Raw genomic sequence first — 26,239 nt, forward strand, 5'->3', positions numbered from 1 at the left:
ATATTTTGCCGCTCAACTCCCTTATCAATTACCAAAAAGGAGATAATCCATGGAACCACTGCAACTTAAAGCTGCTATCCTCGACTGGGCCGGAACCTTAGTAGATTTTGGCTCCCGCGCCCCTTTACAAGCGTTTATGCAAATTTTTGCTGAGGCTGGAGTTACGGTCAGTGAAGAGCAAACCCGTATTCCAATGGGTACAGAGAAGAAAGAACATATCCGCCAGATGCTACAACAAAATTCCATTCAAACTGCCTGGCACGCGGTTCATGGGCGCCCATCCCAGGAATCTGATATAGACGGACTATATCGCCGTCTGGCCCCGATACAGATTCAGGAGATCGATAAGCACAGCCAAATAATACCCGGAGCCGACAAACTATTTGTCCGCTTACGTGAGCGTAATATACGTATTGGTAGCACCACTGGTTACAGTCGTATAATGATTGAGGGCATGCTGGCAAAAGCTCAACAACAAGGCCTAGCACCCGACTGTGTTATTGCAGCAGATGAAGCTGTGGGCGCAAGACCAGGACCCGCAGCTGCATTAAAGAACGTCATTGAAATGGAAATCCCTTCTGTCAGCCAATGTGTCAAGATCGATGATACCGCCGCAGGCATTCATGAGGGGCGCAATGCCGGCATGTGGACAGTTGCAGTGGTACTTTCAGGCAATGCTTCGGGATTATCTCTGGGAAGTTGGCAAGCACTCTCGGAGGAGGAAAAAAGAAATCACAGTATTGGCGCTTTTCAAAAACTTGAGAATTGCGGCGCTCATTATTTGATAGACGATATCAATAAGCTTGAACCCGTACTGGTCGATATCAATCGCCGACTGGCTCTTGGACAACGCCCCTGATAGGCTATCAAACTTCAGGAATACCAGTTTGGTAGCCCAGGCTTAAGACCGAGTTTTAGATCAAACCCAAGAGAAATACTGTGTCCTCCAGTTACGTAGAAATTAAATCACATATCCAACTGTTGATCGGTAATGGTCGCCTGGCCGCCAATCACAAGCTGCCCGCTGAGCGCGAGCTGGCGGAGCAGCTGCAAGTCACACGTATTACTTTACGAGATGGTTTAAACCGTCTTGAAGGTGAGGGAATGGTGTACCGACAAAATCGCAGGGGTTGGTTTGTTGCACCAGATCGATTTGTGATGAACCCGACACAAAAGGTAAATTTCAACTCCATGGCCCGACAACAGGGTTTTAGAGCAACCACCAAAGTACTTGGGGTCCGTAAGCTGACCGTAAGACACGATATTTATTCCGCCTTTAACGCCACTAAAAGTACCAGGTACTTTGAAATCCGAAGAGTCCGCTACCTGGACCAAAGGCCAGTCATGGTAGAAGAGAGTTATCTCTCTTCAGAGTGTTTTCCTGAATTATCTGACTTCGATTTATCCGGATCCATTACCGAAATATTGCAAGATAATTATAGGGTAAATATCACTCACGAGCGCTGTAATATTCAGGTTGCGAACCTGGAGTTGCAATATGCAGAGCCATTGGGTATACACGCTGGTGCTCCAGGCCTGAGAATCTTAAGACTTCGCTATGATTCTGCTGAATATCTGATTGATTACAATATTGAATACTGGCTACCCCACGCCATAGAAATGGAAGTAGCCACTAGATAGTACTTATTTTTTACCGCACCTAAAAAATTCCTTGCTCTTTAATTTTAATGAGGGAGATTGGTTAGTTGTTAGCTTTTAAATAGCTGTCTTTTCTTTGCAGTATCGCTGTAAAAATCCCTTCATTGGGATTTAATAGCTATCGTCTATTCTATCATTACTGGTCTAGACCAGAAAACCATTGAAAATACGGGATATTCGATATGAAGACACTTATCTCCTGCCTGTTGTTAATTTCGTTTGTTTCCAGTAACCAATTCGTTTTTGCCCAGAATAATAAAAAGGTACTTCTAATTGGCGTTGATGGGCTGCAGTACGAAAAGCTCAAGGATATAGACACCCCCAATTATGATCGATTAATTCTACACAGGGCTTATACCGGTGGTATCAGTGGCTCTCAAAGTCAACAGGACACTAAAAGTGGCCCCGGCTGGTCCACTATCCTTACAGGAGTTTGGGTTGACAAGCACCTAGTCACGTCCAATGACTCAGGCCTGGCAAATGCAGAATTCCCCAGTTTGTTCAAACGGATAAAGGAGGCTGATAATAGCCTTTGGGTGGGCAGCATATCCCATTGGAGCCCTATAAATACCAACTTTTTTACTACCGACCTGGCACAGGCTAACCTGGTTTTAAGTGGCCTCTCCGATGCGGATGTCACCACACGCGGCGTGCAGGAAATATCCTCAGGTCATGTGGATTTCCTTTTCCTGCACCTGGATGACCCCGATGGTGTCGGCCACAGCTCCTGTTTTGGCAATCACTATAACGAAAGCATTCGCACAAGTGACACTCAGCTGGGCGCTCTGTTAGATGCCGTAGATACACGTATTGCAAAAGGTGAAGAATGGTTAGTGCTTGTAACTACAGACCACGGCCGTGATTCTCGCGGCTGCGGGCATGGGGCACAAACTGCCAGCGAGAAAACAATTTTTATTGGCAGTAATTTGCCGTTAAATGCTGAGCACAGCGAGTTTATTGGAGATATCCACAATGGAGATTTCAAGGGAATTTATGGCCATGCTGCCCAAACCTCCATTGCACCAACGGTGTTGCGTTTTATGGATATTGAGCTGCAAACGAATTGGAAGCTGGATGGTAACCCACTGATTGGCAGCCCTGGAATACGTAAAATGATGGCTGCTGACAATAAGACAATTAAATGGTATTCCACAGATGGCGGACCCGTGGAGATTCACCAGAATGACCAGTTCATTGATGTCGTCGACGCTAGCTCACAAAGCTGGACCGACTATACAGAAGCACAGGGAGTCCTGGACTATGTATTCGTACATAAAGATACCCCAGTTGCTTTGCGTAAATCGGCCCTGGAAATTACTGCTGGTCTGGACTGGAGCAGTGCACGTGCTTACTATTTTCGCGGTGACGATCAATATGTACGCTACAATAAAACCCTGGACAAAGCCTCTAGCGGTTATCCGCGCACGACCAATAACAGTACATGGCCTGGCTTGGGCGACTATGCCCACCTGATTGTTGCTGCATTTAAAGCCAACAGTGACAAAGGCTATTTCTTCTTAAATGACGGGCGTTACCTGCGCTATGACCTCAATGAAGATCGGGTCGATTCCGGCTATCCCAAATTGGTGGACAACAATACTTGGCCTGGTTTGGCTACCTACGCGACAAAAATTCGCGCTGTCCTGAAATGGCCTAATAGCAAAGTTTATTTCTTTCTCAAAGACGGGAATTATTTACGCTATGACCTGGAAGAAGACCAACTTGACAGCGGCTACCCCCAACCTATCAATGACAGCAATTGGCCAGGACTCGGTCCTTATGCTACGGAGATTACCGCAGCCCACCAATGGAACACATTTCGTGCATATTTTTTCCTCAAAAACCAGCGCTATATACGCTACTCCATCACATCTGATCAAGCATACAGTGGGTATCCGAGAACAACAGATAATGAAACCTGGCCAGGCTTGATGACCCCCTGATTCACTACCAGGGCAAACGGCTACCATCCCAAAAAAACAGATTACCACTATCGGCGGGCGCCAGTTGTTGTAGTACATCCACAATACGCCCGGCACTCAGTGCCGGGCTGTATAATTTTCCCGGCGCCAGATTACCCTGGAAGGGTTTGGAAAGTGCTGTATCCGTAGTGCCCGGATGAATGGCCACCACACAACTGTTTTCCAATCGGCGCCCCCATTCAATAGACAGGTTTTTTACCAACATATTGAGTGACGCCTTGCTGATACGATAGCTATACCAGCCCCCCAACTCATTATCGCCGATACTACCCACCTTGGCAGACAGGGATACCCACAGCAGCGGCCGCTTGCGTTGTAATTTTCTATCCAGCGCCTGGGCCAGGTGCATATGAGTGAGGAGATTGATACGCATAGACTGTATCAACCAATCATCCTCACATTGCGCTAGAGATTTTTCCGGGCCATGAAATTCATCGTGCAACAATCCACAACAGTTAATTACCCAGTCAGGCGGAGAGGAAAATTCAGAAAGGAAGGTCTCGACAGCCCTGGTAGAGTGCTCGTCCGCGAGAGAGACTGTCAGGTGACGACGCTCGCCGGCGTGTCCAGGTACCCGATCTACTGTACCACGGCTCAAAGTCACCAAAGTAATATCGGGATAGCGCCGAACAATTTCGGCGCCGATCGCGCGAGCCAAACCGCCCGAGGCACCCGCCAGTAATACCATCCTTGGTTGATCAAACATACCGGCCTCCATGCCGGATAGCTCGTGTGGCTTTATTTTGCCTTTTTGCCGCCGGACTTTTTGTCTTTGTTTTCTGATATCTCAGCGACTTCCTTGACTACACGCAGCATAGGTTCATCTGAGCGGAAAATCAGGCCGTGAATCTCCGTAGTATTCTGCCCCTGCAACAACTGCTGCAAGTACTGCACTATCTGCTCAGAAATCTCCTGGCCAGGTACCAGAACAGGGATGCCCGGCGGATAAGGCACTATCTCATCGGCGCTGGTGCGACCGATAAGATTCTGTGTAGCGTCCACCCCATTGTCCATCAACGGCAACTCTTCCGTATCGGCAAAGTAGGCATCCGCCGGCAGACAGGTGAAGCGGGTAAACTCAGGCAGGCGGCGCGGAGTACCGACATGAATACGCTTGTGAGTATTCCCCGCCAGCTGCTTCAGTGCATGAATCAAGCGCAACAATTTACTCTCAGTACTGCCCAGGGTTACCAGTACTGTGATGGTATTGTAGGTGGTCTTTTCCACTTGAATACCGTATTGATCAAACAGCTTGATCTGCATCTCATTGCCCGAATAGCCGCTGCGGGAAATATCGATGGTTACCTTGGTGGGGTCCAGGCCGATATTGTCACCTGCTAGAGGCTCAGCAATCAGGTCATCGCGGGTGAGGGCTCGGAATACTCCGGTTTCATTGACTGCACGGCGAAGGGTTTCCACCATCTGCAGACACTGCTTGAGACGCCCATATCCCTCCATCGCCATCTGCTTACGGGCAACATCGAGGCTGGCAATCATGGCGTATTGCGGGCTGGTAGACGCATGCATGTTCAGGTTTTCGCGGAAGCGGAATTCGTCGAAGTCCGGGTCCTGCACATGAATCATGCTGGCCTGGGAGAAAGCCGACAACATCTTATGGGTACTCTGGGTCACATAGTCGGCGCCACACTCAAGCGCGGTCGGGCGCAGCTCTGGGTGGAAGAAACCGTGGGCAAACCAGGCCTCATCGACCAGCACCTTGACACCGCGCTCATGGGCGTAATCGATAATAGGTTTCAAATCGTAGCGCAGACCATCGTAGGTACAGGAAGTGATAACCAATAAGCGCGCATCGCTATGTTCATCAAGCGCCGCCTCGATATCCGAGCGCTTCACCGGGCCATAAATGCCGAATTCAGGGTGCAGTACCGACTTCAGATAAACCGGCTCACAGCGATTCATCACTATCGCATGGTGAACCGATTTGTGGCAGGCCTGGTCGACAATAATCTTGCCGCCGCCACCGAGTATCTGCTGAATCACGACCTTGTTGGCAGTGGAGGTGCCATTGGTCAGGAAAAAGGTATGGCGCGAACCAAACGCCTGGGCGGCAAGATCCTGTGCTTCCTGAATTACCGAGTGCGGTTCCAGCAGGCTGTCGAGTATCTGTACGGAAACAGACAAATCCGTATTGAATACATGCTCGCCCATAAAGCGGTAAAAGTCCCCAACCCAGGGGCTGTTGCGCAGGCTGTCACCACCGGAGTGACCAGGAGTATGCCAAGCGTCACGTGCGGAGAATACATATTCCTTCAGGGTATCGGCAAAAGGCGTGGAGGCGCGGCGGGCAATAAACGCCTGTACCAGGCGGAACATATGGTTGAAATTGCCCTCTCGGCGATCAAACAGCTCGTCAAAGCGGCGACGCAGGTTGGCGAGGGATTCTGCCCCCGCCTCACCAATTGGCGAGGTAGCACCGGCAACATCACTGTGGGCCACCAGGAAGATATTGAGTTGAGAGCGCAGAGCATGGATGCGGTCGGCCAACTGGTCGGCCTCTTGCAGGCCTTTAGCATCATTGCCACCATCCACTATAACCGCTTGTAAGCGATCTTCATCGCGCCCCAGGCGCTCTACATCTGCGGGGGCTACCGCTTCAAAGTGCAGTCCGAAAGGATTTTCATGGCGAGCGGCGGTGCTGTTCAGGGCACTGATCCAGTCCCCCGCCAATTTGCTGTCTGCACTCACCAGAGCGATATGACATTCCAGCTTCTGCGCGCTGTCATTCAGGTTGCCCAATTCAGGCATTTTCAATTCCAAGCCCATATTCTTATCCATCAGCATAGCCCGCAACTTGTTGCAGGCTGCCGCCTTAATTATTTAACTATTTGATTTTATTAACTTTTCTTAAGTCCTCCAGCTATGGCGGAGGATCTGGAATTTCGCGGCTAAAAAGCCAGGGGGCAAATATTAATGGAGCAGGCGCGGGATTTCCGCGACAGGGAAGCATTTGGCGAAATTCGCCAAATGCATGGTGACCGACCAGATCTATTGCCAAGGAAAAGTGGAAAGTTAGAACTTTGCGCTGCGCACACTGCCATCGAACTCCAGGCAGTCCCTGACTCTCTGCCGCTGTACCTCGGAAAGCTGATCCAGAGGGAAATACGCCATTTCAGAGTGCTCGTTTGACAGGGTGATATGCCTCCTGTCGGTAAAGCGGGCCCGAAAGATAAAAACGTGGGAGTTATAGACCTTGTGGTAATAAATACCACTCAGATAATCAATATCTACATCCCGCCCCAACTCCTCGCGACACTCCCGTCGCAGGGCTTCGTGGACTGTTTCACCTGGGTCCAGAGCCCCACCGGGCAGCCCCCAGCTACGATTGGCGTAGGTTGCCAGCAGCTGCAGGACTTCGCCCACTTCATTGGTAATCACCGCATGCGCACTGAGGCGGTAGCTGTCTTCGAACCCCATCGATCCCGTCCCTGGCCGTTAGAGGCTGTTAGAACCCCTGAGCCAGAGTGAAACCAAAGCCCAGGGTCTGTACAGACTCATCGTAGTCGATCAGGCTCTCACCATAGCCATTGAAATAACGGATATAACCATCCACCCGCTTTCCCAGTGGGAATCCCCAGGTCAGCTCAACAGCGCCACGATTATCTGAGCGCAAATTGTTGCGCACCATAATCGCGATAGAGTGGTCACCATCCCGGTAGCGCCCACCCAATTCAAAATGACCGAGGTAGTGCTCAATATCCGGATTGTCATCATCCTCTCGCGCCTCCGGAATCCTATACCAGGGCTTAAGACCTATAGAAAAGTTATCCCGCTCAAAGATAAAGTTGGCATAAATTCGATTCCAACTGCGTGAGTAGGGCTCACTGCGTCCATTTGATTGATGATTAAAGGCAATCTGATTGGCCACGTTATGCCAGCCGAACAGGCTCCAGTCGTTGAGCCAGGTCAGGATTAACTCTGGCTCATGATTGGTCTCTCGGAATGGCGCCGAATCATCCGAGTTATAAGCCTGCCAAAAGCTGCGATTGGTGTAAGCCACACTCATGAAAGAGGCACTACCGAGAAAGCCACGCCACACCGGTACCTGCACCGAGAGCTGGAACTGTACCTCGATATTATCCAGGTCGCGGTCCTCGTAATCGGTCACCCCCCCTGTCTCCGGGGAGGGATTGTAGGTGAAAGGCAAAATATAATTTGCCTTATGGGAGGCCAGGGTGAAAGGGTTACTGGCTGCATCTCGAATTGCCTGGGCCCGCCCTCCCAGCAGTACCTGATCGGTGGGAAGCTCCTCTGCATATTCCTCAACTACCGGATCTACCTCAAAGTAATCTTCCTCAATGCCCAACTGGGCACGCACTCTCTCGGCACAGAGTAGGCGTATTTCCCGTAGGGTGGTATCGGCAGAAGAGATAAGTAGCTGTTCTTGCAGGCACTGTTCATGCTCATGCTGCTGATCCAGCTCCTTAATCTCTACTTGGCGCTCCTCACCAATACTGGCCATGGCAGTATTCAATGGAAACTGGGCAACCACAAGCAGAGAGGCAAAAAGTCTAACTCTATTGCGAGTGACGAATCTTAAAAAGGACAAAAGGCGCTCCCCCATTGGCACGCAGTAAAAGTGACGCAAGCTTACACTGGAGAACTGAAAAAATCCTGCCGCATTAGTTCCCGGATGCAAGTATAAAATCAGTATATTTTCCGATTTATTAATAACGGAAAGGAAATGTTAGGTCAGAAAATACCGGTAAAATAAGGAGTTGGGAGATGAATCAATATTAAGCACAGAAATAGGGCAAAAAGTTTACTCGGATACTTTATATGGATAGTCGCTATTCAAGCGACTGATAAAGCCATTCCATTCACCGCATGTTTCGGCAAACTCAGTCGGCGAAATTGCTTAACAAACCAGACTGGTCAGACATGGAGACCACTCGAGGTCTCTTAGGCGAACCTGCCATAGGCGACCCGTACTGGATGGCCAGTCGTAACCGACCAATAGACTGCGACTATCAACGTAGCAGTGCGCATCCCGCTCGGCTTCATCGCCCTGATAAATATAACCGCAAATATCTGGCCCCATATCCTGTGCACGCTGGCTGGCCAGATCTCCGGCCATAGTCCTAGCGCTGCGATGGCTGACCCTCGGTGACAGTAATTTCCCCCGCTGGGAAGGATCAACAATATCCGGAGAAACCACTTCCAAACCATCCTTGTGTTGTACAAGTGTCTTTAAGAGGGGCCCCATAAACACGCGCATCAGAGGAAACAACAGCCGAGACTCGCCCAGCAATTGGGCCTGCTGGGGGCCGTTAGGACCCTCCCAGGAAGCTTCAATCTCATCCCCTAAGCGAGGCGCATACCCCTGAGGACTGCTTAGACGATAATGAGCACTTACCTCATCCACCTCGTCGCGCCAGTGGACATGGCACTCACTTACCAGGCCGGCACAAAGTAGCGCTGAAACCTCTATTCCATAGCCCTGTTCACCTACCAGGCGTCGACTCACCAGGGTACGACGCCCCTCTGAATCGTGGCCCAATTGCCAGCTGTCCCGCACAGGCATTTCACGCCCGTCACAGCTGTAGTGATATCGACCTTGCGCAAGAGTAGAGTTCAAACGCATTGCAGATTTCCTCCCTGCTTACTGCAAGCACCAGACTGATAGTTCAGTACCCAAAAAGTATTGCACATGGAAGATTGACCACGAAGATTTTAGCGCCTGCTTGTGAGGGTTTCATCCTCTATAAAATAATAGCCCAGCGACCAAATATAAATTGGGCGACGTAATAACAAATAGTGAAACACCCACCTATAGGCTCCATAAGACAGTAAAACTGTATTCACAAGTGAAAACCGCAATTAATTTTAAGGGTAAAATTCACAACTCATGAATATCTTCAGGTTAACTGTGCATTACTATCACCTCTTTCTAACCCCCTTAAAAAACGGATAAGTATTCTGCATATAATTACAAAGCCTGAATAAGTAACTCCCTCCCTTTTCACTTCTTGTCCAATTCCGATTAATACAGGCCATTACAAACTGATCTCAATCGAATATTTGCAATGTAAATGTATTATTATGCTTTCATCGTTCCAAGAGAGCAGTCAAATAATATTTGGCATATCTAAATGCAACGCCAGAATTAATTGACGAAGTAGAAAGCAAAATAAGTTAGCTTAACGCTCAGCAATGTTATTAGAAATAAGACAAATTGTTTTGATTATAAGTGAGTTACTTCTATGCCAACTTTCGCCTATCAATCCATTAACTCAAACGCGAGTACCAATCATGGGGTCAGTGCCTCCAACAGCCAGCATTTCACCCGTATGACTCACAACCATCAAGCCGCCAACCAGGATCGCTGGCACCTAATTATGCCAACGGCTGACGGTTTGGACCCTCATGTTCCAATTCACGGCCCAGCTCAGCTGGTCGCACAAGCACCACACGGCTATATGGCTAAAGGCCAGCACAACAATGCACAATTTCTCAGTATGATTGAAGGTAAAGCTCGTCAGACTCACCAGCACCTGTATCGCTCACTGGGTCAGACCTGTGATCTTTTAGTGTATGGAGAAATGGACGGAGCCAATAGCGAATGGAGTTCCATGCAGCAACATGCTGGGGGGTTGGTGGGGTCGAGTTCTACAGGAAAGGCCTGTAACAGCTTCAGTGTTCACGCAGCCAATACCACTCAACATCAGATTCTCGGCTCTGGCATGGGCTGGATTGCAATCAGGAGCGGGAATGTGAATGCCGTGTTCGTGCATGTACCTAACAGTATTGCCAAGAAGGAAAGCGAATCAGTCATTTTCTATCGCAATATTAATAACCTTCTAATTCAGCAGGGTTATGGCGCTATTGACCTTGTTATGGGCGACACTAACCAGGGAAATGACAGTTTCACCCCCTGCGCACTTAGTGTGGCAACAGGCACACTATTTCGCGATGCACATACAGAGGACGAAGTAAATCCTTTTGATTCCTACCAGCGCAGTTTTGCTGGTACCAACAGCACGGCCAGTAAAAAATATGACGTTGCCGCATACAATACCAAGACCATTCGAGTAATCAAGGTGGACTATATCTCGCAGAGCACCCCGGTTAGCGTCAACGGTTCCGACATGGCAGCCGCGGTAACCGATCATATGGGAATTTTTATTGACGTTGCCAAGTGATAGTCAGAATAGATACCACAACGGGGAAAGAAAACTAAAACCAGGCTTATGATCGAATCTACCCTGCATTAAAAGATAGATTCGATCAAAAAAACTCTATAAATTAAGCAACCGCAATCTGCTGGGCTTCAGGGGTAATCCACTTCATCAAATTGCCTGCTTGCTGATTGTCATACACCGCTTTGCCATGTAAGTCATTAACTACTTGTGCAGCTCGCCAGGCGGAAAGACTTAATTGCGGTTCCGCAATACCATGACTGGTACGGCCAGTGCCGAGGAAGTATAGGCGACGCTCACTATCATCCCCATTAAGCTTTGTTGCAAATGCATCATCAAGCAACAGGCGCCCTTCTGCATCCCTAGGAATGCGCTCCTGTAGAGGAGCTAAACAGGCCGGAAGAGCCTCTCGTAAACCTGTGCACAAAATAACGATATCCGCATTTATCCACTCATTACCATCTGCATCACCCAGTAAGTGATTCTGTAATTGTAACTGGTAATCACCGCGACAGGACATATTCACTAATTCACGATTGGGCATCAATGTCACTCGTTCGGAATCCTTCTCCAGATGCACGAGACGATAAAACAGCTGATATAGCTCTTTGAGCGTGTCTGGAGAAATCCCATCGGATGCCAGTTTCTGTTCGGCAACAACCTCTTCACGGCGATGAGGGCTCAGCTGGCGGAATACCTCAACATATTCTGGGGTAAACCAATCATTTGTAAACGGTGTTTCATCCAGGGGCAGATAATTGCTGCGACGGGATACCCAAGTTACCTGCTGCGGGCGCCCCCAGTGTTTGCCAAGAAGATTTATTACCACTTCAGCACCAGTCTGACCACCACCAATCACGGCAACACGCTTGCCACTTACATCGGGGTTGCGCAAAGCTATTTCCAACGCATGGAAACAATTTTCAGAAAGGAATGGTCGGCTACACTCCGGGATATTTGGCTTTTTACCAGCCGCAACGCACAGATTCTTAGCAAGTATCTGTTCACGACCATTGGGCCCATGTACGTCCAGCTCAAAATAATCACCATTATCCACCACACTCTGAACACGGCTACTCATTTGGATACAATCCAGACGACGTGCAGCCCAAGCCAGGTAATCGGCAAATTCCCGGCGCATCACGGTACGTTGTTCTGCATGGAGAAAATCATAAAAGCGCTTGTTTTCCACTAAATATGCCAAAAAACTATAGGGGTTTGTAGGGTCAACCGGTGTTACCAGATCTTTTAAATAGGAAGTCTGCATCATGGCGCCCGGTAACATCAAACCCGGGTGCCAGGAAAATTCCGCTTTAGCGTCGAAGAAACGATGGCTCAGGAATTTATCCTGCATTAAAGCGGCAACAGCCAGGTTAAAAGGACCGGCCCCGATACCGGCAAGATCTAGGAAATTACTCATGATTAGGCCTCTAAAGCGGAAGCGGTTTCTGGTTGTGATTTGGGTTGTTGGGACTCTTGCTCAGCGAGCCAAAGAGGGTTGTGCAGGTCACCACCGACGATGGGGACCGGGCGCTCAGCGCTGTCATCATAGCCCTGCCGCAAGCGCACACGATTAATACAAACACGCTCGATGTGAGGGCGGAATAAATTAAACAGCTGGAAACGTTTCGCCATGTGAGCACTGTGCTGTTGCGCAGATTCCTGATAACGGCGCAGTACCCGAGCCAAAATTGCGTAGAATTCCAGCTCTTCCAATCCGATCTCTATCATTAATTGAGCGGACAGGTATCGCAATACTGTTACGAAGTGACCAGTGAACAGATCGTGAATAATGTAATTGGGTGGTAGCTGGTCGAGTGCTTGCACCGCTGCTTCCGGTAAATCTGCACGCTCAGGAAACTCCCCTTCGGCGAGACGCAGATCCCCTTGAAAATCCTTCAAGAGGACACGCACCACTTTATTATTACGCAACACCAACGTCAGGTTTTGCGAATGAGCCACCAAGCCTATGCCATAGCAACTCAGTAAATGATAAAGAGGCACTACCGTCGCCTCGAACAAATGCTCAAGCCATGCATGAGCAGAGAGACCGGAAGCTTTTATCAGAGCCACAGCTACAGATTTACCGCTGGCATCTCTCTGCAGCAAGGCAGCCATTAAAAGATGGCGCTCTCCCTCTGCACATAGTCCAGCTGGACTCTGCCGCCAGGTGGCCCCGAGCAACTCCTTGTAGCGATAAGGAGTTCCATCAATTAACTCATGATGAAAGTGCGGTACGTGCAACCCCGCCACTTCCTGTAAAACTCCTGTGCCACGAGATTGTAATTCGCCATCGCGTTCACAAAGCTGCTGCATCCATTCGGATAGCCCTGGACCGCAGCGCATAAATTTACCCGGAATTCCGCGGTAACAAGAAGTATTTAAAACCGTCAGTGGTAACTTTACATGCAGGGCTCGAGGGCGATCCAGATTCGACAGGGTACGCAGTGATACTTGTGGCAAGTACTGGTCACCAAATTCTCCAAGTAATACTAAATCGCCACGAAAAATCTGTTGTGCATAGTGTTGGCGAATATGATGTTGCCACTGCCAAGGGTGCACTGGTAGTGGCAAAAATGCTTGCCAATCGATACCCTGTTTGCGGCACACTTCAGACAGCTGCTTCAGTTGTATTTCATTAAGGCTCTCTGCCAATAAATCTGGCCAGTCCCAGGAATCATTATTTCCACTAACAACCAGCTCCCGCCGGACCGCAAGCCATAATAATCGAACACCCTGGGAAGCCTCTGTACCATAAGCATTAAACTCTTGTGCCCCCCAACCGATACGCCCTTTATTCACCATCGCTTTAGGATGACCATCCAGCAGGCATTGCAACTGTTCATCAGGCAATTTTGCCAGAGCTTGGGCATTTAATTTTTCGCGTTTTTGTAATAGAGCAACATCGGCAACCAGAGTGTTGGCAAGTTCTTGTAATAGATTACCCAGAGTACTGGACGAGGCCTCCAAATCCTGAGCGGCATCAATAAAAAATTGTGCCGCATCATCGGCTGGCTTCACTTCTGTATCCCGTATACGTTCAATGTCACATGGATCTATTAATAGCCAATCCCAGATGGTCAACTTGCCCTTGAAGCGATAAACAACCCCTGAGGAGAGGTGTACAGAATATCGACCATCTGTTTCTACTACAGCACTGAGCGCCTGCTCATAGCAAAGCTCAGCCAGTGACTTTACCAATAGAACTGTATTTGCCAGCTTCCAGTGTTTGTCCCCGCTCATACTCCCCCCATGCTCCGAAAAAAATCTTTCCGCTTACACATCACCAACGCGGCGCGTTTGTGCGGAAAATCAAACTCTTTAATTTTTTTCCAGCTAAAAGTTCCGTTGATATATTTAAGCAACGCACGGTTATCCGCCCGTGGTTCTCCAACCAAATTTTCAGTCCGTGTATCATCAAGGAACATAAAATGGGAAATACCATTAAACCAGGCATAGGCAAAACGCTTGCCTAAATAACGCAGGTCACCAACCAGCATATGTGCACCACGATCGAATGGCTGGCAATCGTAGTAGGGCGCAATACGATCTTCGAGGGCCCAATAAACTTCAAAATAGGCGAAGGGTTCATCGTCAAAACAAGCGATCAAAGGGTATTTATGAGGATCCTCAATAACAGTATCGATAAACTGCCGCTGCTTGTCTGCATCACCCTCCTCTTCCCAAAATTGGGCTACACGTCTCTGGTTCATCCAGCCGGTAAAGCGCTCCAAATCTTTCTGAGGGTCTAAGTGGCGCAAGCTAAAATCCATTCCCAGGGAGTGGAAATAACGTCGATAGACTTCCCCTTTTGGTGGTACCGCACGGAGTGGATGGCGAACTCCCTGCTCATTCTTCACCCACTGCAGAGGAAATTTTCCAGCGTTATTTCCACAATACCAAAGCTCCGCACGCTGATAAAAACCACTGCGGGAAACCCGGCTTGCCACTGTATCTGTTTCAACGATATCTATGTTTTGTAATGCCGGGTTCAGTGCAAAGAGCCAATCAAACCATAGGTCTAATTCCACGAGCTGCGCATTACCGTGTGTTAAAATAATTCGTGCGCAATCCCGCCCTGGAATGTATTCAATTTGGAAGTAATCTTTCCCATTAAATTGACAACAATATCCACCAGGAGCAATTTGCCAAGAGCGTCCATCAGGAAGCTGACCATGCTCCTCCAGGGACTGTTCAGGCACAGCTGTTAAACTGGTCATAAATCTATCCTTGCAGTTTTTTTACACATATTAATCAGGCTTCTTCAGCTGTAAGCTCTACTGCCGATATCAGGGGATTCGCCATCTTGTGATAGATAGAAAGCGGGTCTTCGGTCGTGGTCTCATTCATCCCGATAACCGCACATTGGAAATTGCCCTTGGCCCAGATCTCAGGTGAATTGAGCAGGTACTCCAGGCAACTACTATCTCTTCGCTGACCTTCATGTAGCAATAGAAGGCGTTGACGCAACTGACGCAATAATTCCCGCTCAGTGATTAAGCCCGCAGCGGAAAGGGCGCAAATCAAACCGAAACAACTATTGACGATGAGATAGTAAACAAACAGTCGATTCGCCATTTGCTCATCAATTACATTTTCACTACCCTGCGCCAAATTGGGCAGATAAGGTTTAAGAAGTTGCTCCCCCAAACGGCTATAACCACTGCCCTGGCAATCTCTGAAATAACCAGCAACAGGCAGGGGACCTTCAAACGACAGGATCAAGTTTTGCTGGTGGGCACCAAACAAAATTCCGAAATCGGCCTGGGCAATCAATAAAGGTTCTATTACTGCATCGAGGAAGGCGTTAAACCAGCGTTTAGTGGCTGCCTCAATAGAAATACTCTCCTCATCGGCAAGACACTGAACTAATTGCGCGGCTCTGCAAGGAGATCCGTCTGGGTGATCCTGTGTCAAAGTAGCCAACAAGCAAGTATTTTCTGCTGATTCACCAAGGAAAGGATTTTCCCGGAACATAACCAGGCTTTCTATAATTTGCTTACCATCAATGTCGGCAAGCATCAGGTAGGCTGGCTCTGCCAATACCTGAAATCTCGGATAGCGGTTGGCAAATTCCTGTCCTACCGGTGTACCCCTTACCTTCAGCACTTCAAGTCCGCGAACCATTTCTTTCGGCTGCAGGGTGCGCACGGAGTTGGTTAACCGCAAACTGAGAGAGAATTTAAGCATATATGGGCTATTGCCACTGTAAATTGCGCGCAGAGAGGAAGTTGCTCGCCAGGATTCACTACCCTCACCCAGCTCTACAATTTTTCCAGCCTCAAGTAATTCCACAACACTCTGGACTTCACACAATTTTCGCCACTGCCAAGGATGTGCGGGAAAAGCGACAAACCCTTCGGGCGCTACGGGGCCACCATCTACTCCACGCACCAAGTCGGCGAACTGTACTTCACTAATTTCAGCGCCACTGGCCCCCTGCAAAAATTGAGGATCAACCCCCAGCCATACCAGGGCAAAGCGATTATTAAATTCCGGTGCGTAGCACTCGGCATCTTTATCGGTAAATGGGTCTCGGCTTTTCGGGGTTGGATGTATGGAGTGGCCACATAAAAGCGCCTGTTCCGCCTCGGCAAAACTGAGGGGTAAGGAAAATAACTTTTCTGTATCGGCACTACGTGCAACCAGTGCCTGGGTCATATTTTTTACACTGGACGCAACTCGGCGAGTAAATTGCGTTCGGGATTCCACAGTGGCGCCAGGAAAAAATGAGAAGTCCTGGGCGACCAACTCTGCAGCCTCGGCCATCTCAATCACCTTGCTGCTCCCATCATTCGCTCGCCATACCATGGGCAGAGCGAACTGGTGCCTACCACACTCACTGTGATAGGAAATGTTCAACCAAAGTTCGGCGCTAGATGCCGGCAGGGGAATACTTACTGCTGGAAGACCGATTCCATCCGGAAGTTGTTCACCCTCCTGCATGTGCCATGTGCCGCAACCCGTTTCTCTCAACAGCGCATTAAAGAAACAATTGGCTGACATTCGTTCAGCAAATGCATTGACCGGGCTGTATTGATCAGTCATAAATATCTCTTGAGTACCAACCATGCCAACAGTGCGGTCATACTGAACCGAACCGGGTTGGGGATCGTTCATAAATGGGGTTCTTAACTGAGAAAATACTAAATGCGAATGATTTGTATTTAGAAAATCATGCAGGTAAAATTTCCGTTATTCAAGCTTTTTCTTGAAAAAATGATTCGGATGAGAATTTCTGCACAGAAGCGGGCGTCCGTTTAGCTGTTTTCATTTAATCCGCGGAGTACCCAATGCGGCGATCCCCTCACCAGAAAAAAATCCACTGGATAGTAGCCAGCCAGGGAGCAGCTCAGGTCGTGCTGCTTACCCAAATCCCACTGATCGTTGAGCGTTGCGGCTTAAGTTTGGCCAGTATCGGTGGCCTTGTGGCACTGGGTACTCTATGCCTGATGGTGGCCGGGCCACTATGGGGGGAACTCGGGGATAGGATTGGTCGCAAGCCTGTATTGCTCGCGGGACTGACTGGCGCCCTATTCGCTCAGTGCCTCTTTGTGGCACTGCTAATTGCACTGGCACAGGGGCTTATCAGCGAAGGTAGCGCATTGTTTGCTCTGGCGATTAGCCGGATCATTTACGGGTTAAATGCCGCCGCTATTTACCCATGCTGCCAAGCCTGGGCCGTTGAATTGGGGGAACCAGAAAAACGTTTGTCGATACTCTCAGGTTTAAGTGCGGCAGCGAACCTGGGGCGAGGGCTTGGGCCGCTACTGGCCTTACCCGCGCTGCTGGCAGGCGACTTGTGGCCCATGGCTTGGCTTGTTCTGCTACCTCTCACAGCTCTGTATTTGACCCTGAGCCTACCCCCCACCACAAATAAATCCCAACCTAGTTCCGGTGAGAAAGCAGCCTTGCCGCCGGGATCGCTGGCTTTATTTGCCACAGCATTACTCGGCACAGTCAGCGTCGGCCAGCTTCAGGTAATAATGGGGCCCGCGCTTAAAGATTTATACGGCCTGAGCGCCTTGGGAGCCTCCTCTGCTACCGCTGTGTTGTTGGCTACTGTGGCAATCTGCGGTTTTCTGGTTCAAGTGGGGTTAGTGCGCAGGCTCAAAGCACCACAGTTGAGCTTTATGCTGGGGGTCACATCGCTGTGCACTGGTAGTATTTTTCTCTCCTCCACCCTGGGGAGCCTTCTCGCAGTTTTTGGGTTACTTGCCTTTGTTGTCGGTATTGCTTTCCTGGTGCCGGGTTACAGCGCACTATTAAGTCAATCCCGGCAACGTGGAGGCAGGCTCTTTGGACTTTTAGCTCTAATGCACACCGGTGGATATACCATTGGGTTCGCGCTGGGAGGCTGGCTATATGAGGAGCACCCCCAACAACCTCTTTTAGGGATGCTCCTCAGTGTGGGGCTGATTGCTGTGTGCGCGTTATTCGCACTTTTTCGTGCTAAAAAAGGAAAAGAAAAGCAAGCGAGTTTGGAGGTCTAGCCCATGATTTATCTTCAATAACACAACCAGCGCAAAATCAGTTCGGGCCTTATTGCCGCAGAGGCCTGAAAAGGAGGTAGGGGTTGATAGTAATACCAGCCCCAAAATGCTAAAGGTATCTTTGCCAGAACTCTGCCTGACCGAACTCCTCATCTAACGTATAAGGTTTAAACCCCAACTTACGGTAGGCATTCTTGGCCGCGAGGTTTTTCTCTAGAACTTCCATTGTTAGCTTGCAGCATCCTCTTTTTTTTGCCTCTCTCACTACAAACTCCATCATAGCGGCACACACTCCGTAGCCTCGAGCCTGCTCGCTGACAATAACATCGTGAATATTGATTAGGGGCTGGCAAGAAAAAGTGGAAAAACCAGTAAAGCAATTAATCAGGCCTAACGCTTTTTCATTGCTGTAGGCCAATACTGTAAAAGCTCCTGGAAACTCCGCCAGCTTGGGCAGCAGTTGATTGCGGCACTGTTCAGGCAGGGGTTCTCCTCCCCCAAAGGGGTGGCGGGAATACTCATCCATCAAAGCGAGAATATCTGCACCGTTGCGACTGTCTCTATAATCCGCCATCGCAACTCGCACGGATGCCTTTTCCTCAGATTTTACAAACTCCATTAATACTACTCTTTCAGCTCTCTGCGCAAAATTACACTTTACGCCATACCTTTAATATTCCCATAATAAAAACAGATTTTTAATAGTTTGGCGACTTGGTAAGTTTTCCACGGCTATTGACCAGCTCAAGTTCTGATGGCACTTGATAACACCTATAGCTTAAAAATGCGTTATCAAACTTCTTCTAGCAAGACTCCTCCTCAATCTCCTTAATACTGAAGCCCTCAGGAACAGGTTCCCGCTCGATCTCACCTCCATCAGTATGGCGGGATAAGGCGTTGCGTAGGCGGGCACGTCTAGCCTGTAACTGGCGCATTCTCAATCGGTGGCGATCCATAAATCCGGAACGCAGCGAGGAACCTCTCCGCCTGCCGGGTCCAGAACTTTTTTTTCTTGCCATTATTTATTCTCCCTTTTTCGACCTGGATCTAGAACACTTAGACCAAGCTCAAGATATTGGTCATAATCTAGGTTAGACCAACACCCCTTGGCCCGCGCGAACAAAGCCGCTATCCTGCAACCATAATGTCCACCTGGTCACATTAGGATACAACTGCATTGCACCCGCTTAATCATCTACTGAAAAATAACCAGCAATGGTCCGAGGCTACCCGTGAGGAAAATCCGGACTTCTTTCTCAAGCTATCGAAACAACAAACCCCAGAATATTTATGGATAGGCTGTGCTGACAGCCGCGTACCCGCAAATGAAATTGTGGGTTTATTACCTGGGGAGTTGTTTGTACATCGTAATGTCGCCAACGTGGTGGTGCATACAGACCTCAACTGCCTGTCAGTGTTGCAGTACGCGGTAGAAATCTTAAAGGTGAAGCATATTATTGTGTGCGGTCACTATGGCTGCGGTGGAGTCCAAGCCGCACTGCACAATGAGCAACTCGGCCTGATCGACAATTGGCTGCGCCATATCCAGGATGTACGCGACAAGCATCACACCCTGATTGACCTTTTCCAGCAACAACAGCGCACAGACCTATTGTGTGAGCTCAATGTACTGGAGCAGGTAATCCATATCTGCCAGACCACCATAGTGAGAGATGCTTGGCGCGTAGGGCAGCAACTCTCCGTTAACGGGTGGGTTTATGGCCTGGAAGATGGCCTGGTACACGATCTCGGCGTCTCTATCAGCCACCCGGGGGAAATTGCCGACACCTACCAAAACGCTCTAGCCAAAATAGCCAAACGCAATAACGAATAGCAGCACTCCCTGCCGAACTCCCTTATATTTGCTCCTATAAAAAATTTCAGCCCCGGTGTCCTTCCATAGCCGGGGCCCAGGCTCGAGCAGGGAAGCGTTATGTCTGAATATCGCGTATGGGAATGCCAAAACTGTGGCTGGATCTATGATGAAGCTAAGGGCTGGCCCGAGGACAACATAGCGCCAGGCACACGCTGGGAGGAGATACCTGAAGACTGGTGCTGCCCGGAATGCGGTGCCAGCAAAAGCCAGTTTGCAATGCGCGAAGTCTCTACAGGTATCACCCGCCCTAGTAACATTTCACCATCAACATCTACAGCCACCTACCGTATCTGGGAGTGCATGGTATGTGGCTGGGTATACGATGAATCCAGGGGTTGTCCTGAAGAGGGAATCACCGCCGGTACCCGCTGGGAGGATATTCCTGAAGACTGGAGCTGCCCCCAATGCGGGGTCAGTAAAGAAGAATTTGACATGGTGTTGGTCTCCTCTGTATCAGTGGAGACCAGCTCAGCAAAACCAATCACGAATACGGGAGAGCCTCTGGTAATCCTCGGCACAGGGCTTGCCGGATATAATTTGGCGCGGGAATTTCGCAAGCTGGACAACCACACTCCCATGCTGATGATTACTGCAGATGATGGCGCCTTCTACTCCAAGCCCCTTCTATCTGCCTCCCTATCTCACGGCAAAACCGCCCAGCAACTGAGCCAAATAAGCGCTGAGGAGATGGCCAGAGAACTAGATGCGGAAATTCTTGTGCACACCCGGGTTTCCGAAATCAACCCAAAAGACAAAACACTTACTCTCCACCAGGAGACTGGCGAGCATATATCAGAAATACACTATGACCGGCTGGTATTAGCCACCGGTGCCTGCTGCCCTCCTATTCCCCACATCGAAGGTGACGCCCAATCACACTTGTTCCGTATCAATAACCTGGGAGATTATCATCGTTTCCGCACAGCCCTGGTGGGCCATAGGCGGGTGATTCTTATCGGTGCTGGGCTAATCGGATGCGAATTTGCTAACGACTTGGTGCAGGCTGGCTTTGCCGTAGAGGTAGTAGAACCACTTAACTGGCCTCTTGGGAGACTGCTGCCGGAACAAGCTGGACGTGACCTGCAGAGGGCATTGGAAAAGCACGGGGTACGCTTCCACTTTGGCTCATCTGTTCAAGCCCTCAAGCGTACTTCCGGGGGGCTGGAAGCCCAACTCGTTAACGGCGAAACAATTCAGGGGGATATCGCCCTGGCGGCACTGGGCTTGAAGGCAAATATAAGATTGGCAGAAACCGCTGGACTCGCGGTCGAACGCGGTATTAGCGTCAGTCGACACCTTCAGACCAGTAATAAATATATCTTTGCACTCGGTGATTGTGCCGAGGTGGACGGCCACCAACTTTTTTTTGTGGCACCTCTCATAGCCTGTGCCCGCGCCTTGGCAAAAACCTTGAGCGGCGAAGCGACTCCCGTGAACTACGGCGCCATTCCGGTTGCAGTAAAAACCACCTTGCACCCCACCACTGTGTGCCCTCCCCAACCCAATACTGAAGGCCGCTGGCAAGTTTTCGAAGACTCTGAAGGTGTGCGTGCCGAGTATCGTGATCCGTCAGGCAAGCTACGTGGTTTTGCTCTGACCGGCTCCTCAATCTCAGCGCGTGACCGCCTCTGTGAAGAATGCGTGCCAATCATGGACGGCCCTCCACACACAAACCATTAACCGAGCTTCTTTCGCTAGTATTGGGGGCAAAGCGCGCAATAAGTACGCTTTTGCCGTAAAATGGTCGGCTAGCACAGATTTTGTACAAGCAAGCTCCGTATGACGACAGAAAGAAGCCCCATCATCACCCCATCTACCCAACAAAGCCGCCTTTTGCGCGATACCTTGGGTCAATTCGCCACAGGTGTCACCGTCATCACTACCCAGGATATTAACGGCCAACCTGCTGGAATGACCGCAAACAGCTTTAATTCTGTCTCCCTGGATCCAGCGTTGGTACTCTGGAGCATTGACAAGCAATCTCTTGGCTATGAAGCATTTACCACTCGCGAACACTTTGCAGTGCATGTTTTACGTGCAGACCAGCAGCATGTCTCCAACCTGTTTGCTGGCCGCGGGGCCGACAAGTTCGGCCAGGTACACTGGTATGAAGGACCAAATGGCATTCCCCGTCTGGACGAGTGCGCAGCTTACTTCCACTGCCGCCGTGTGCAGTGTATCGAAGGTGGCGATCACACCATCCTTTTGGGCGAAGTTTTGGAGTTTTCCGCCCCCGGCGGCGAACCATTGGTTTTTCATCGCGGCCGCTATCGCGCCTTGGCTGGCGATTAATTATCTGTTTGCTTTTAGTTATCAAGGCACTTTCTGGAGGGCTACTTTGGCCTCTTTTCATACCTTGGCGCTATAAAAAAAATTTTTTTATACTTACAGGTCAATAGACTCGATAAACTTTGGTGGCGGCATAACCCCCTCGTAATAATTTAGTGGCAGGCTCTCAAAATTTACTGATTGGACTCAAAGGTAATGACTCCAGGCACTCTCTTCTGCTTTGCACACCGCGGTTACCAGCGGCGAGCCAGCGAGAATACCTTGCAGGCTATTGGCCACGCACTGGAAATGGCAGTCGGGGGTATTGAAATTGATATCTGGAATGTGGGTGGCCAACTTCTAGTAAAGCACGATCGGCGCCTGGGACGCCTAATCCCGGGCAGTGAGCTAATTACTGAGATGCGCCCAGAGGATTTGAGAGAAAGACCCCTCCCTTGTGGCAATACTATTCCATCACTTCAGGAAGTACTGGAACTGGTCGGCGGCAGCGCACAATTAAATATTGAAATTAAAGGCCCCAATTGCGCTTACTTACTGGCAAAGGAAATACGGCGTTTTGTCACTGAAAAAGGCACTACATTCGATCAATATATTATTTCCTCATTTGATCACAGACAGCTGTATGAATGCCTGCGCCTATTACCCGAAGTACGCCGTGGGGTGTTAATTAGTGGAGTGCCCCTTGATTTAGCTGCCTGTACCGCGCCATTACAAGCATATTCGCTACACACCAACCTGGATTTTATTAGTGCCGATTTACTGGCTGATGCCGGACAGCGGGGACTCAAAAACTATGTCTTTACTGTTAATAACCCTAATGACCTGGCAATGCTGGCCGCACTAGGCGTAGACGGGGTTTTCACCGATGAACCGCAGATAGTACTGGATTTCAACACACGAGTTCTCGCCAGCAGCGCACTTTGCTAACAGAATATTTGGTATGTCGTTCATGTAATACCATACAAATAAACCCGGCAAAAGTGCCGGGTTTATTTCTTTCAATGGCCTCTTACGACGTATAGCTCTTAACAAAATAAAGTAGCCAAAGACTATTTACTTCCACTGTTTAGAACTCTGCACTAGCACGTAAATACCAGAAGCCGCCGTTGAAACCAAAAGGCGAGGTCAATGCCTGGTCTACGCCCAGAAACTGCAGGGTTCCATCCTGTTCGTCATCAGGCTGTACATCAAAGATATTCTCACCACCGATGGCAATTTTGTAATTCTCATAGAGCGTGAAGGTTGCCTCCAGGTCCACCAGTATCTCGCTGCCATAGCTATAGGTATCCGAAGCATCACCCGGCCCAAACAGCCCCCCTGTTGACTCCCAGCTGCTATAACGATTCAGACGTAAATAACCGCTGAATATATCTCCGGTATCAAAATCCAACGTTAGTGTGGTGCGATCACTGGGCACCTGGTTTTCCAGGTCAAAAACCCTGGAGGCATTGATGGTGTTTTCTGCAACATTACTCACTTCCTGCTGGTTATGATTATGGCGTAAATCTACCACTAACAAATTGCCAGCCACCTCAAAATCACTGGTAACTGCCAAGTCGATACCCGAAATTTCAGAGTCATAAGCGTTGACAAAATAGTTCGCATTACTACCACTCAGAAGTGCCGCATTTTCAACTCCCGCACTCTGAAGGAGTTCAACTTCCGCATCACCAATCGCATTGTTGCGCAAGGCCAGCCGATCCTCGATATCGATGTTGTAGTAATCGACAGTAACGCTGGTGTTATCGAACGGTGAAAAAACCGCCCCCAAGGTAAAGCTGGTGGATTCCTCTGGACTTAACTCTGCAGCGCCCAATGCCATAGCAACCGGGTGACTCACCGGGTATGTTCCATTCGGAATCAGATTACCGCTGGAATCAGCAGTTGTCGTGACATTCAGGGTGTTTACCTGTCCGGGAGTAGGCGCGCGGAAACCAGTATTTACAGTACCCCTTAGGGCGAAACGCTCATTGATGTCATAGCGGGCTGAGATCTTCCAGTCAGAGGTAGACCCAAACTCATCATATTCTTCAAGGCGTAGTGCCGTACCTAGCGTCAGTGCATCAGTTACGTCCGCTTCAAGGTCAATATAGGCGGCAATACTCTCACTACTGTAACTGCCGACAGCCTCAGTGGGGAAACCCTGAAATCCATCCGAGCCGACGCCAAAATGGGCCGCAGTCGGGCCCACTTCAGTGGAAGCAGAATCACCTGCGCCAATTGAATAGGTTTCCTCTCTCCACTCAGCACCAAAGGCTACGTTAAGCGGCGAATCTAAAAAAGCCAAATCCACAGGTTTCACAAAATCCGCATTAAGGCTGGACTCTTCCTGGGTAAGAGTGCCCGGCTTGAAACTGGTGGGCGACAATAAACCGAGGCTAGGGTTTATAGAATCTTTCAGTACATATTCCACCTCATTCTCCGCAACCCGCGCGCGCAGGTCCCAGGTCAGTCCATTTTGCATTTCGCCTCGAGCACCTACCACGGCGGAAATATCATGAATTTCTGCACCGAACTGGGGGTTATAGCCGCCAGGGAACTGGGTGTAGATGGGGTTGCGCAACACATATCCACTGGGGCTGGAATTATCGGCTACCAAATAATCGGATGGGTTTAACCCCTGGCCGATAATGTAATCAATCAACGACTGTGGTGCCGGATCTGGCAAATAGTCGACACTTCCAGGGTCATTAGGATCACTGGGCATATCCACCTGTAAAGTACCGCGAGCGGTAAATTGATGTTCCGGGTCAAGTACTGGGCCACGATAGAAGAAGTCTGAAATAGTTTCGTTGGTTGAGTAACCAAAATTTCCGTACAGCTCGACATCATCATTAATATCCAGGCCGCTGTTTACAAAAAATTTCAATGTCTCCACATCTGGATCACCCCAGCGCTGGCCAAGCCCGTCGAGCGGCACCAGGTCCTCTCCAACCACAGATCCGACAAACTCGGCATCAGGACGAGCGACGCCGCGCCAGGTTTTATCGGCCTTGGAATATTCCACAGTGCCATTGACAAAGCCCTTATCCCAGAGATTAAAGCCTGCATTGGCCGCCAAGCTGTTACGAGCCCCATCTCCTTCAAAATACTCACCAGTTTGTGCAGAAAAGCCGAAACCTTCTGCATCATCCTTTAAGATAATATTCACTACTCCGGCAATAGCGTCAGAGCCATATTGGGCCGAGGCGCCATCACGCAGTACTTCTATCCTTTCTATGGCCATAGATGGCAGCGTAGAAAAATCCACAGCCTGAGCACCTTGGTTAACCGTTCCCAGCGGAGCAAGTTGTAAGTTTACAAGGGCTGAACGGTGTCTACGTGTACCGTTAACCAGCACCAGTGTCTGGTCCGGAGATAAGTTGCGCAGGGTCACCGGACGAATAAATGCTGTTCCATCCGCAATTGGGAAACGCTGGGTATTAAAGGAAGGGGCAATTTTTGCCAGAGACTCTGTCAGATCGAAACTGGCCTGATCAGCCAGTTTATCACCACCGACCACATCGACTGGGGACAGAGTTTCTGTGGGAGAGACACCCTCCTTGCGTGTACCGGTAGTAATCACCTCTTCCATCGCCCGGTCATCGACAGCCGGGGGCTGCTCGCTTTGCTCCTGGGCTAAGACGCCTGGAGCCGTAAGTGCGACAGCGATTGCCAGCGACAAAGGTCTTAGCAAATAGGTTTGCATGTTGCCCGTCCTCTCTTTTCATTATTAATTTGGACAGCACACCACTGGATAACCTTGAATAGTGATGAGCAGTATTATTCTTGCGCGCACTGAGA

General features: G+C 49.5%; 21 protein-coding genes. 9 read left to right on the forward strand and 12 right to left on the reverse strand.

From position 1 onward, the window contains the following. The first annotated feature begins 49 nt into the window (after positions 1–49). The 3 genes from phnX to ACJJI7_RS02155 all read left to right on the forward strand — a co-directional run bounded on the left by phnX (position 50) and on the right by ACJJI7_RS02155 (position 3,602). The gene (gene phnX, locus ACJJI7_RS02145; RefSeq protein WP_444901054.1) at positions 50–859 is read left to right on the forward strand and encodes a phosphonoacetaldehyde hydrolase; all 810 of its coding nucleotides are present in this window, start codon (positions 50–52) and stop codon (positions 857–859) included. 80 nt (positions 860–939) lie between these two features. Continuing rightward, complete coding sequence (locus ACJJI7_RS02150) at positions 940–1,641, forward strand: UTRA domain-containing protein (protein WP_444901053.1); 702 nt, start codon at positions 940–942, stop codon at positions 1,639–1,641. Between the two features lie 200 nt (positions 1,642–1,841). Then, on the forward strand, positions 1,842–3,602 hold the full coding sequence (locus tag ACJJI7_RS02155; protein WP_444901052.1) for a hemopexin repeat-containing protein: 1,761 nt from the start codon (positions 1,842–1,844) through the stop codon (positions 3,600–3,602). A 4-nt stretch (positions 3,603–3,606) separates the two neighbouring features. On the opposite strand, the gene ACJJI7_RS02160 is transcribed toward ACJJI7_RS02155, so the two are convergent. The 5 genes from ACJJI7_RS02160 to ACJJI7_RS02180 all read right to left on the reverse strand — a co-directional run bounded on the left by ACJJI7_RS02160 (position 3,607) and on the right by ACJJI7_RS02180 (position 9,243). Further along, positions 3,607–4,347 (reverse strand): SDR family NAD(P)-dependent oxidoreductase, encoded by a 741-nt coding sequence (locus ACJJI7_RS02160; RefSeq protein ID WP_444901051.1) that lies wholly within the window; start codon positions 4,345–4,347, stop codon positions 3,607–3,609. 32 nt (positions 4,348–4,379) lie between these two features. Then, positions 4,380–6,437, reverse strand: a complete 2,058-nt coding sequence (locus ACJJI7_RS02165) for an aminotransferase class I/II-fold pyridoxal phosphate-dependent enzyme (RefSeq protein ID WP_353375987.1) — start codon at positions 6,435–6,437, stop codon at positions 4,380–4,382. A 234-nt stretch (positions 6,438–6,671) separates the two neighbouring features. After that, entirely contained in the window at positions 6,672–7,076 is a 405-nt protein-coding gene (locus ACJJI7_RS02170; protein ID WP_020412490.1) for an NUDIX hydrolase, read from the reverse strand. A 28-nt stretch (positions 7,077–7,104) separates the two neighbouring features. After that, positions 7,105–8,208 carry a phospholipase A gene (locus ACJJI7_RS02175; protein ID WP_444901050.1) on the reverse strand — a complete coding sequence of 368 codons (1,104 nt, stop codon included), beginning with the start codon at positions 8,206–8,208 and terminating at the stop codon, positions 7,105–7,107. 309 nt (positions 8,209–8,517) lie between these two features. Continuing rightward, positions 8,518–9,243 carry a hypothetical protein gene (locus ACJJI7_RS02180; protein WP_020412488.1) on the reverse strand — a complete coding sequence of 242 codons (726 nt, stop codon included), beginning with the start codon at positions 9,241–9,243 and terminating at the stop codon, positions 8,518–8,520. A 619-nt stretch (positions 9,244–9,862) separates the two neighbouring features. Here ACJJI7_RS02180 and ACJJI7_RS02185 point away from each other — a divergent pair. Continuing rightward, on the forward strand, positions 9,863–10,801 hold the full coding sequence (locus ACJJI7_RS02185) for a hypothetical protein (RefSeq protein ID WP_444901049.1): 939 nt from the start codon (positions 9,863–9,865) through the stop codon (positions 10,799–10,801). A gap of 103 nt (positions 10,802–10,904) precedes the next feature. Here the strand turns inward: ACJJI7_RS02185 and ACJJI7_RS02190 are convergent, their stop codons facing one another. The 4 genes from ACJJI7_RS02190 to ACJJI7_RS02205 are packed head-to-tail and all read right to left on the reverse strand — an operon-like array spanning position 10,905 to position 16,918. Next, positions 10,905–12,218 (reverse strand): lysine N(6)-hydroxylase/L-ornithine N(5)-oxygenase family protein, encoded by a 1,314-nt coding sequence (locus ACJJI7_RS02190; RefSeq protein WP_282952562.1) that lies wholly within the window; start codon positions 12,216–12,218, stop codon positions 10,905–10,907. Between the two features lie 2 nt (positions 12,219–12,220). Then, positions 12,221–14,041 (reverse strand): IucA/IucC family protein, encoded by a 1,821-nt coding sequence (locus tag ACJJI7_RS02195; protein WP_444901048.1) that lies wholly within the window; start codon positions 14,039–14,041, stop codon positions 12,221–12,223. Continuing rightward, the gene (locus ACJJI7_RS02200; protein ID WP_020412484.1) at positions 14,038–15,018 is read right to left on the reverse strand and encodes a GNAT family N-acetyltransferase; all 981 of its coding nucleotides are present in this window, start codon (positions 15,016–15,018) and stop codon (positions 14,038–14,040) included. Before ACJJI7_RS02200 ends, ACJJI7_RS02195 begins: the two co-directional genes overlap by 4 nt. 34 nt (positions 15,019–15,052) lie before the next feature. After that, positions 15,053–16,918, reverse strand: a complete 1,866-nt coding sequence (locus ACJJI7_RS02205; RefSeq protein ID WP_020412483.1) for an IucA/IucC family protein — start codon at positions 16,916–16,918, stop codon at positions 15,053–15,055. Between the two features lie 173 nt (positions 16,919–17,091). Here ACJJI7_RS02205 and ACJJI7_RS02210 point away from each other — a divergent pair, with 173 nt between their 5' ends. Beyond that, entirely contained in the window at positions 17,092–18,291 is a 1,200-nt protein-coding gene (locus ACJJI7_RS02210) for an MFS transporter (protein WP_353375980.1), read from the forward strand. A gap of 109 nt (positions 18,292–18,400) precedes the next feature. Here the strand turns inward: ACJJI7_RS02210 and ACJJI7_RS02215 are convergent, their stop codons facing one another. Beyond that, a complete protein-coding gene (locus tag ACJJI7_RS02215) occupies positions 18,401–18,910 on the reverse strand; it encodes a GNAT family N-acetyltransferase (RefSeq protein WP_444901047.1) in 510 nt (169 codons plus the stop codon). A gap of 184 nt (positions 18,911–19,094) precedes the next feature. After that, complete coding sequence (locus ACJJI7_RS02220) at positions 19,095–19,310, reverse strand: hypothetical protein (RefSeq protein ID WP_353375979.1); 216 nt, start codon at positions 19,308–19,310, stop codon at positions 19,095–19,097. Between the two features lie 158 nt (positions 19,311–19,468). Between ACJJI7_RS02220 and can the strand changes: the two genes are divergently transcribed. From can to ACJJI7_RS02240, 4 genes are all read left to right on the forward strand, one after another. Further along, a complete protein-coding gene (gene can, locus ACJJI7_RS02225; RefSeq protein ID WP_020412479.1) occupies positions 19,469–20,125 on the forward strand; it encodes a carbonate dehydratase in 657 nt (218 codons plus the stop codon). Between the two features lie 99 nt (positions 20,126–20,224). Next, positions 20,225–21,847: an FAD-dependent oxidoreductase gene (locus ACJJI7_RS02230; RefSeq protein ID WP_444901046.1), complete on the forward strand. Its 1,623-nt coding sequence runs from the start codon at positions 20,225–20,227 to the stop codon at positions 21,845–21,847. Between the two features lie 99 nt (positions 21,848–21,946). Beyond that, on the forward strand, positions 21,947–22,459 hold the full coding sequence (locus ACJJI7_RS02235; protein WP_020412477.1) for a flavin reductase family protein: 513 nt from the start codon (positions 21,947–21,949) through the stop codon (positions 22,457–22,459). A gap of 192 nt (positions 22,460–22,651) precedes the next feature. Beyond that, positions 22,652–23,383, forward strand: a complete 732-nt coding sequence (locus ACJJI7_RS02240) for a glycerophosphodiester phosphodiesterase (RefSeq protein ID WP_444901045.1) — start codon at positions 22,652–22,654, stop codon at positions 23,381–23,383. A 139-nt stretch (positions 23,384–23,522) separates the two neighbouring features. Here ACJJI7_RS02240 and ACJJI7_RS02245 read toward each other — a convergent pair whose 3' ends face one another. Continuing rightward, complete coding sequence (locus tag ACJJI7_RS02245) at positions 23,523–26,144, reverse strand: TonB-dependent receptor plug domain-containing protein (protein WP_282952553.1); 2,622 nt, start codon at positions 26,142–26,144, stop codon at positions 23,523–23,525. Between the last annotated feature and the right edge of the window lie 95 nt (positions 26,145–26,239).

Source organism: Microbulbifer variabilis, from assembly GCF_056232115.1.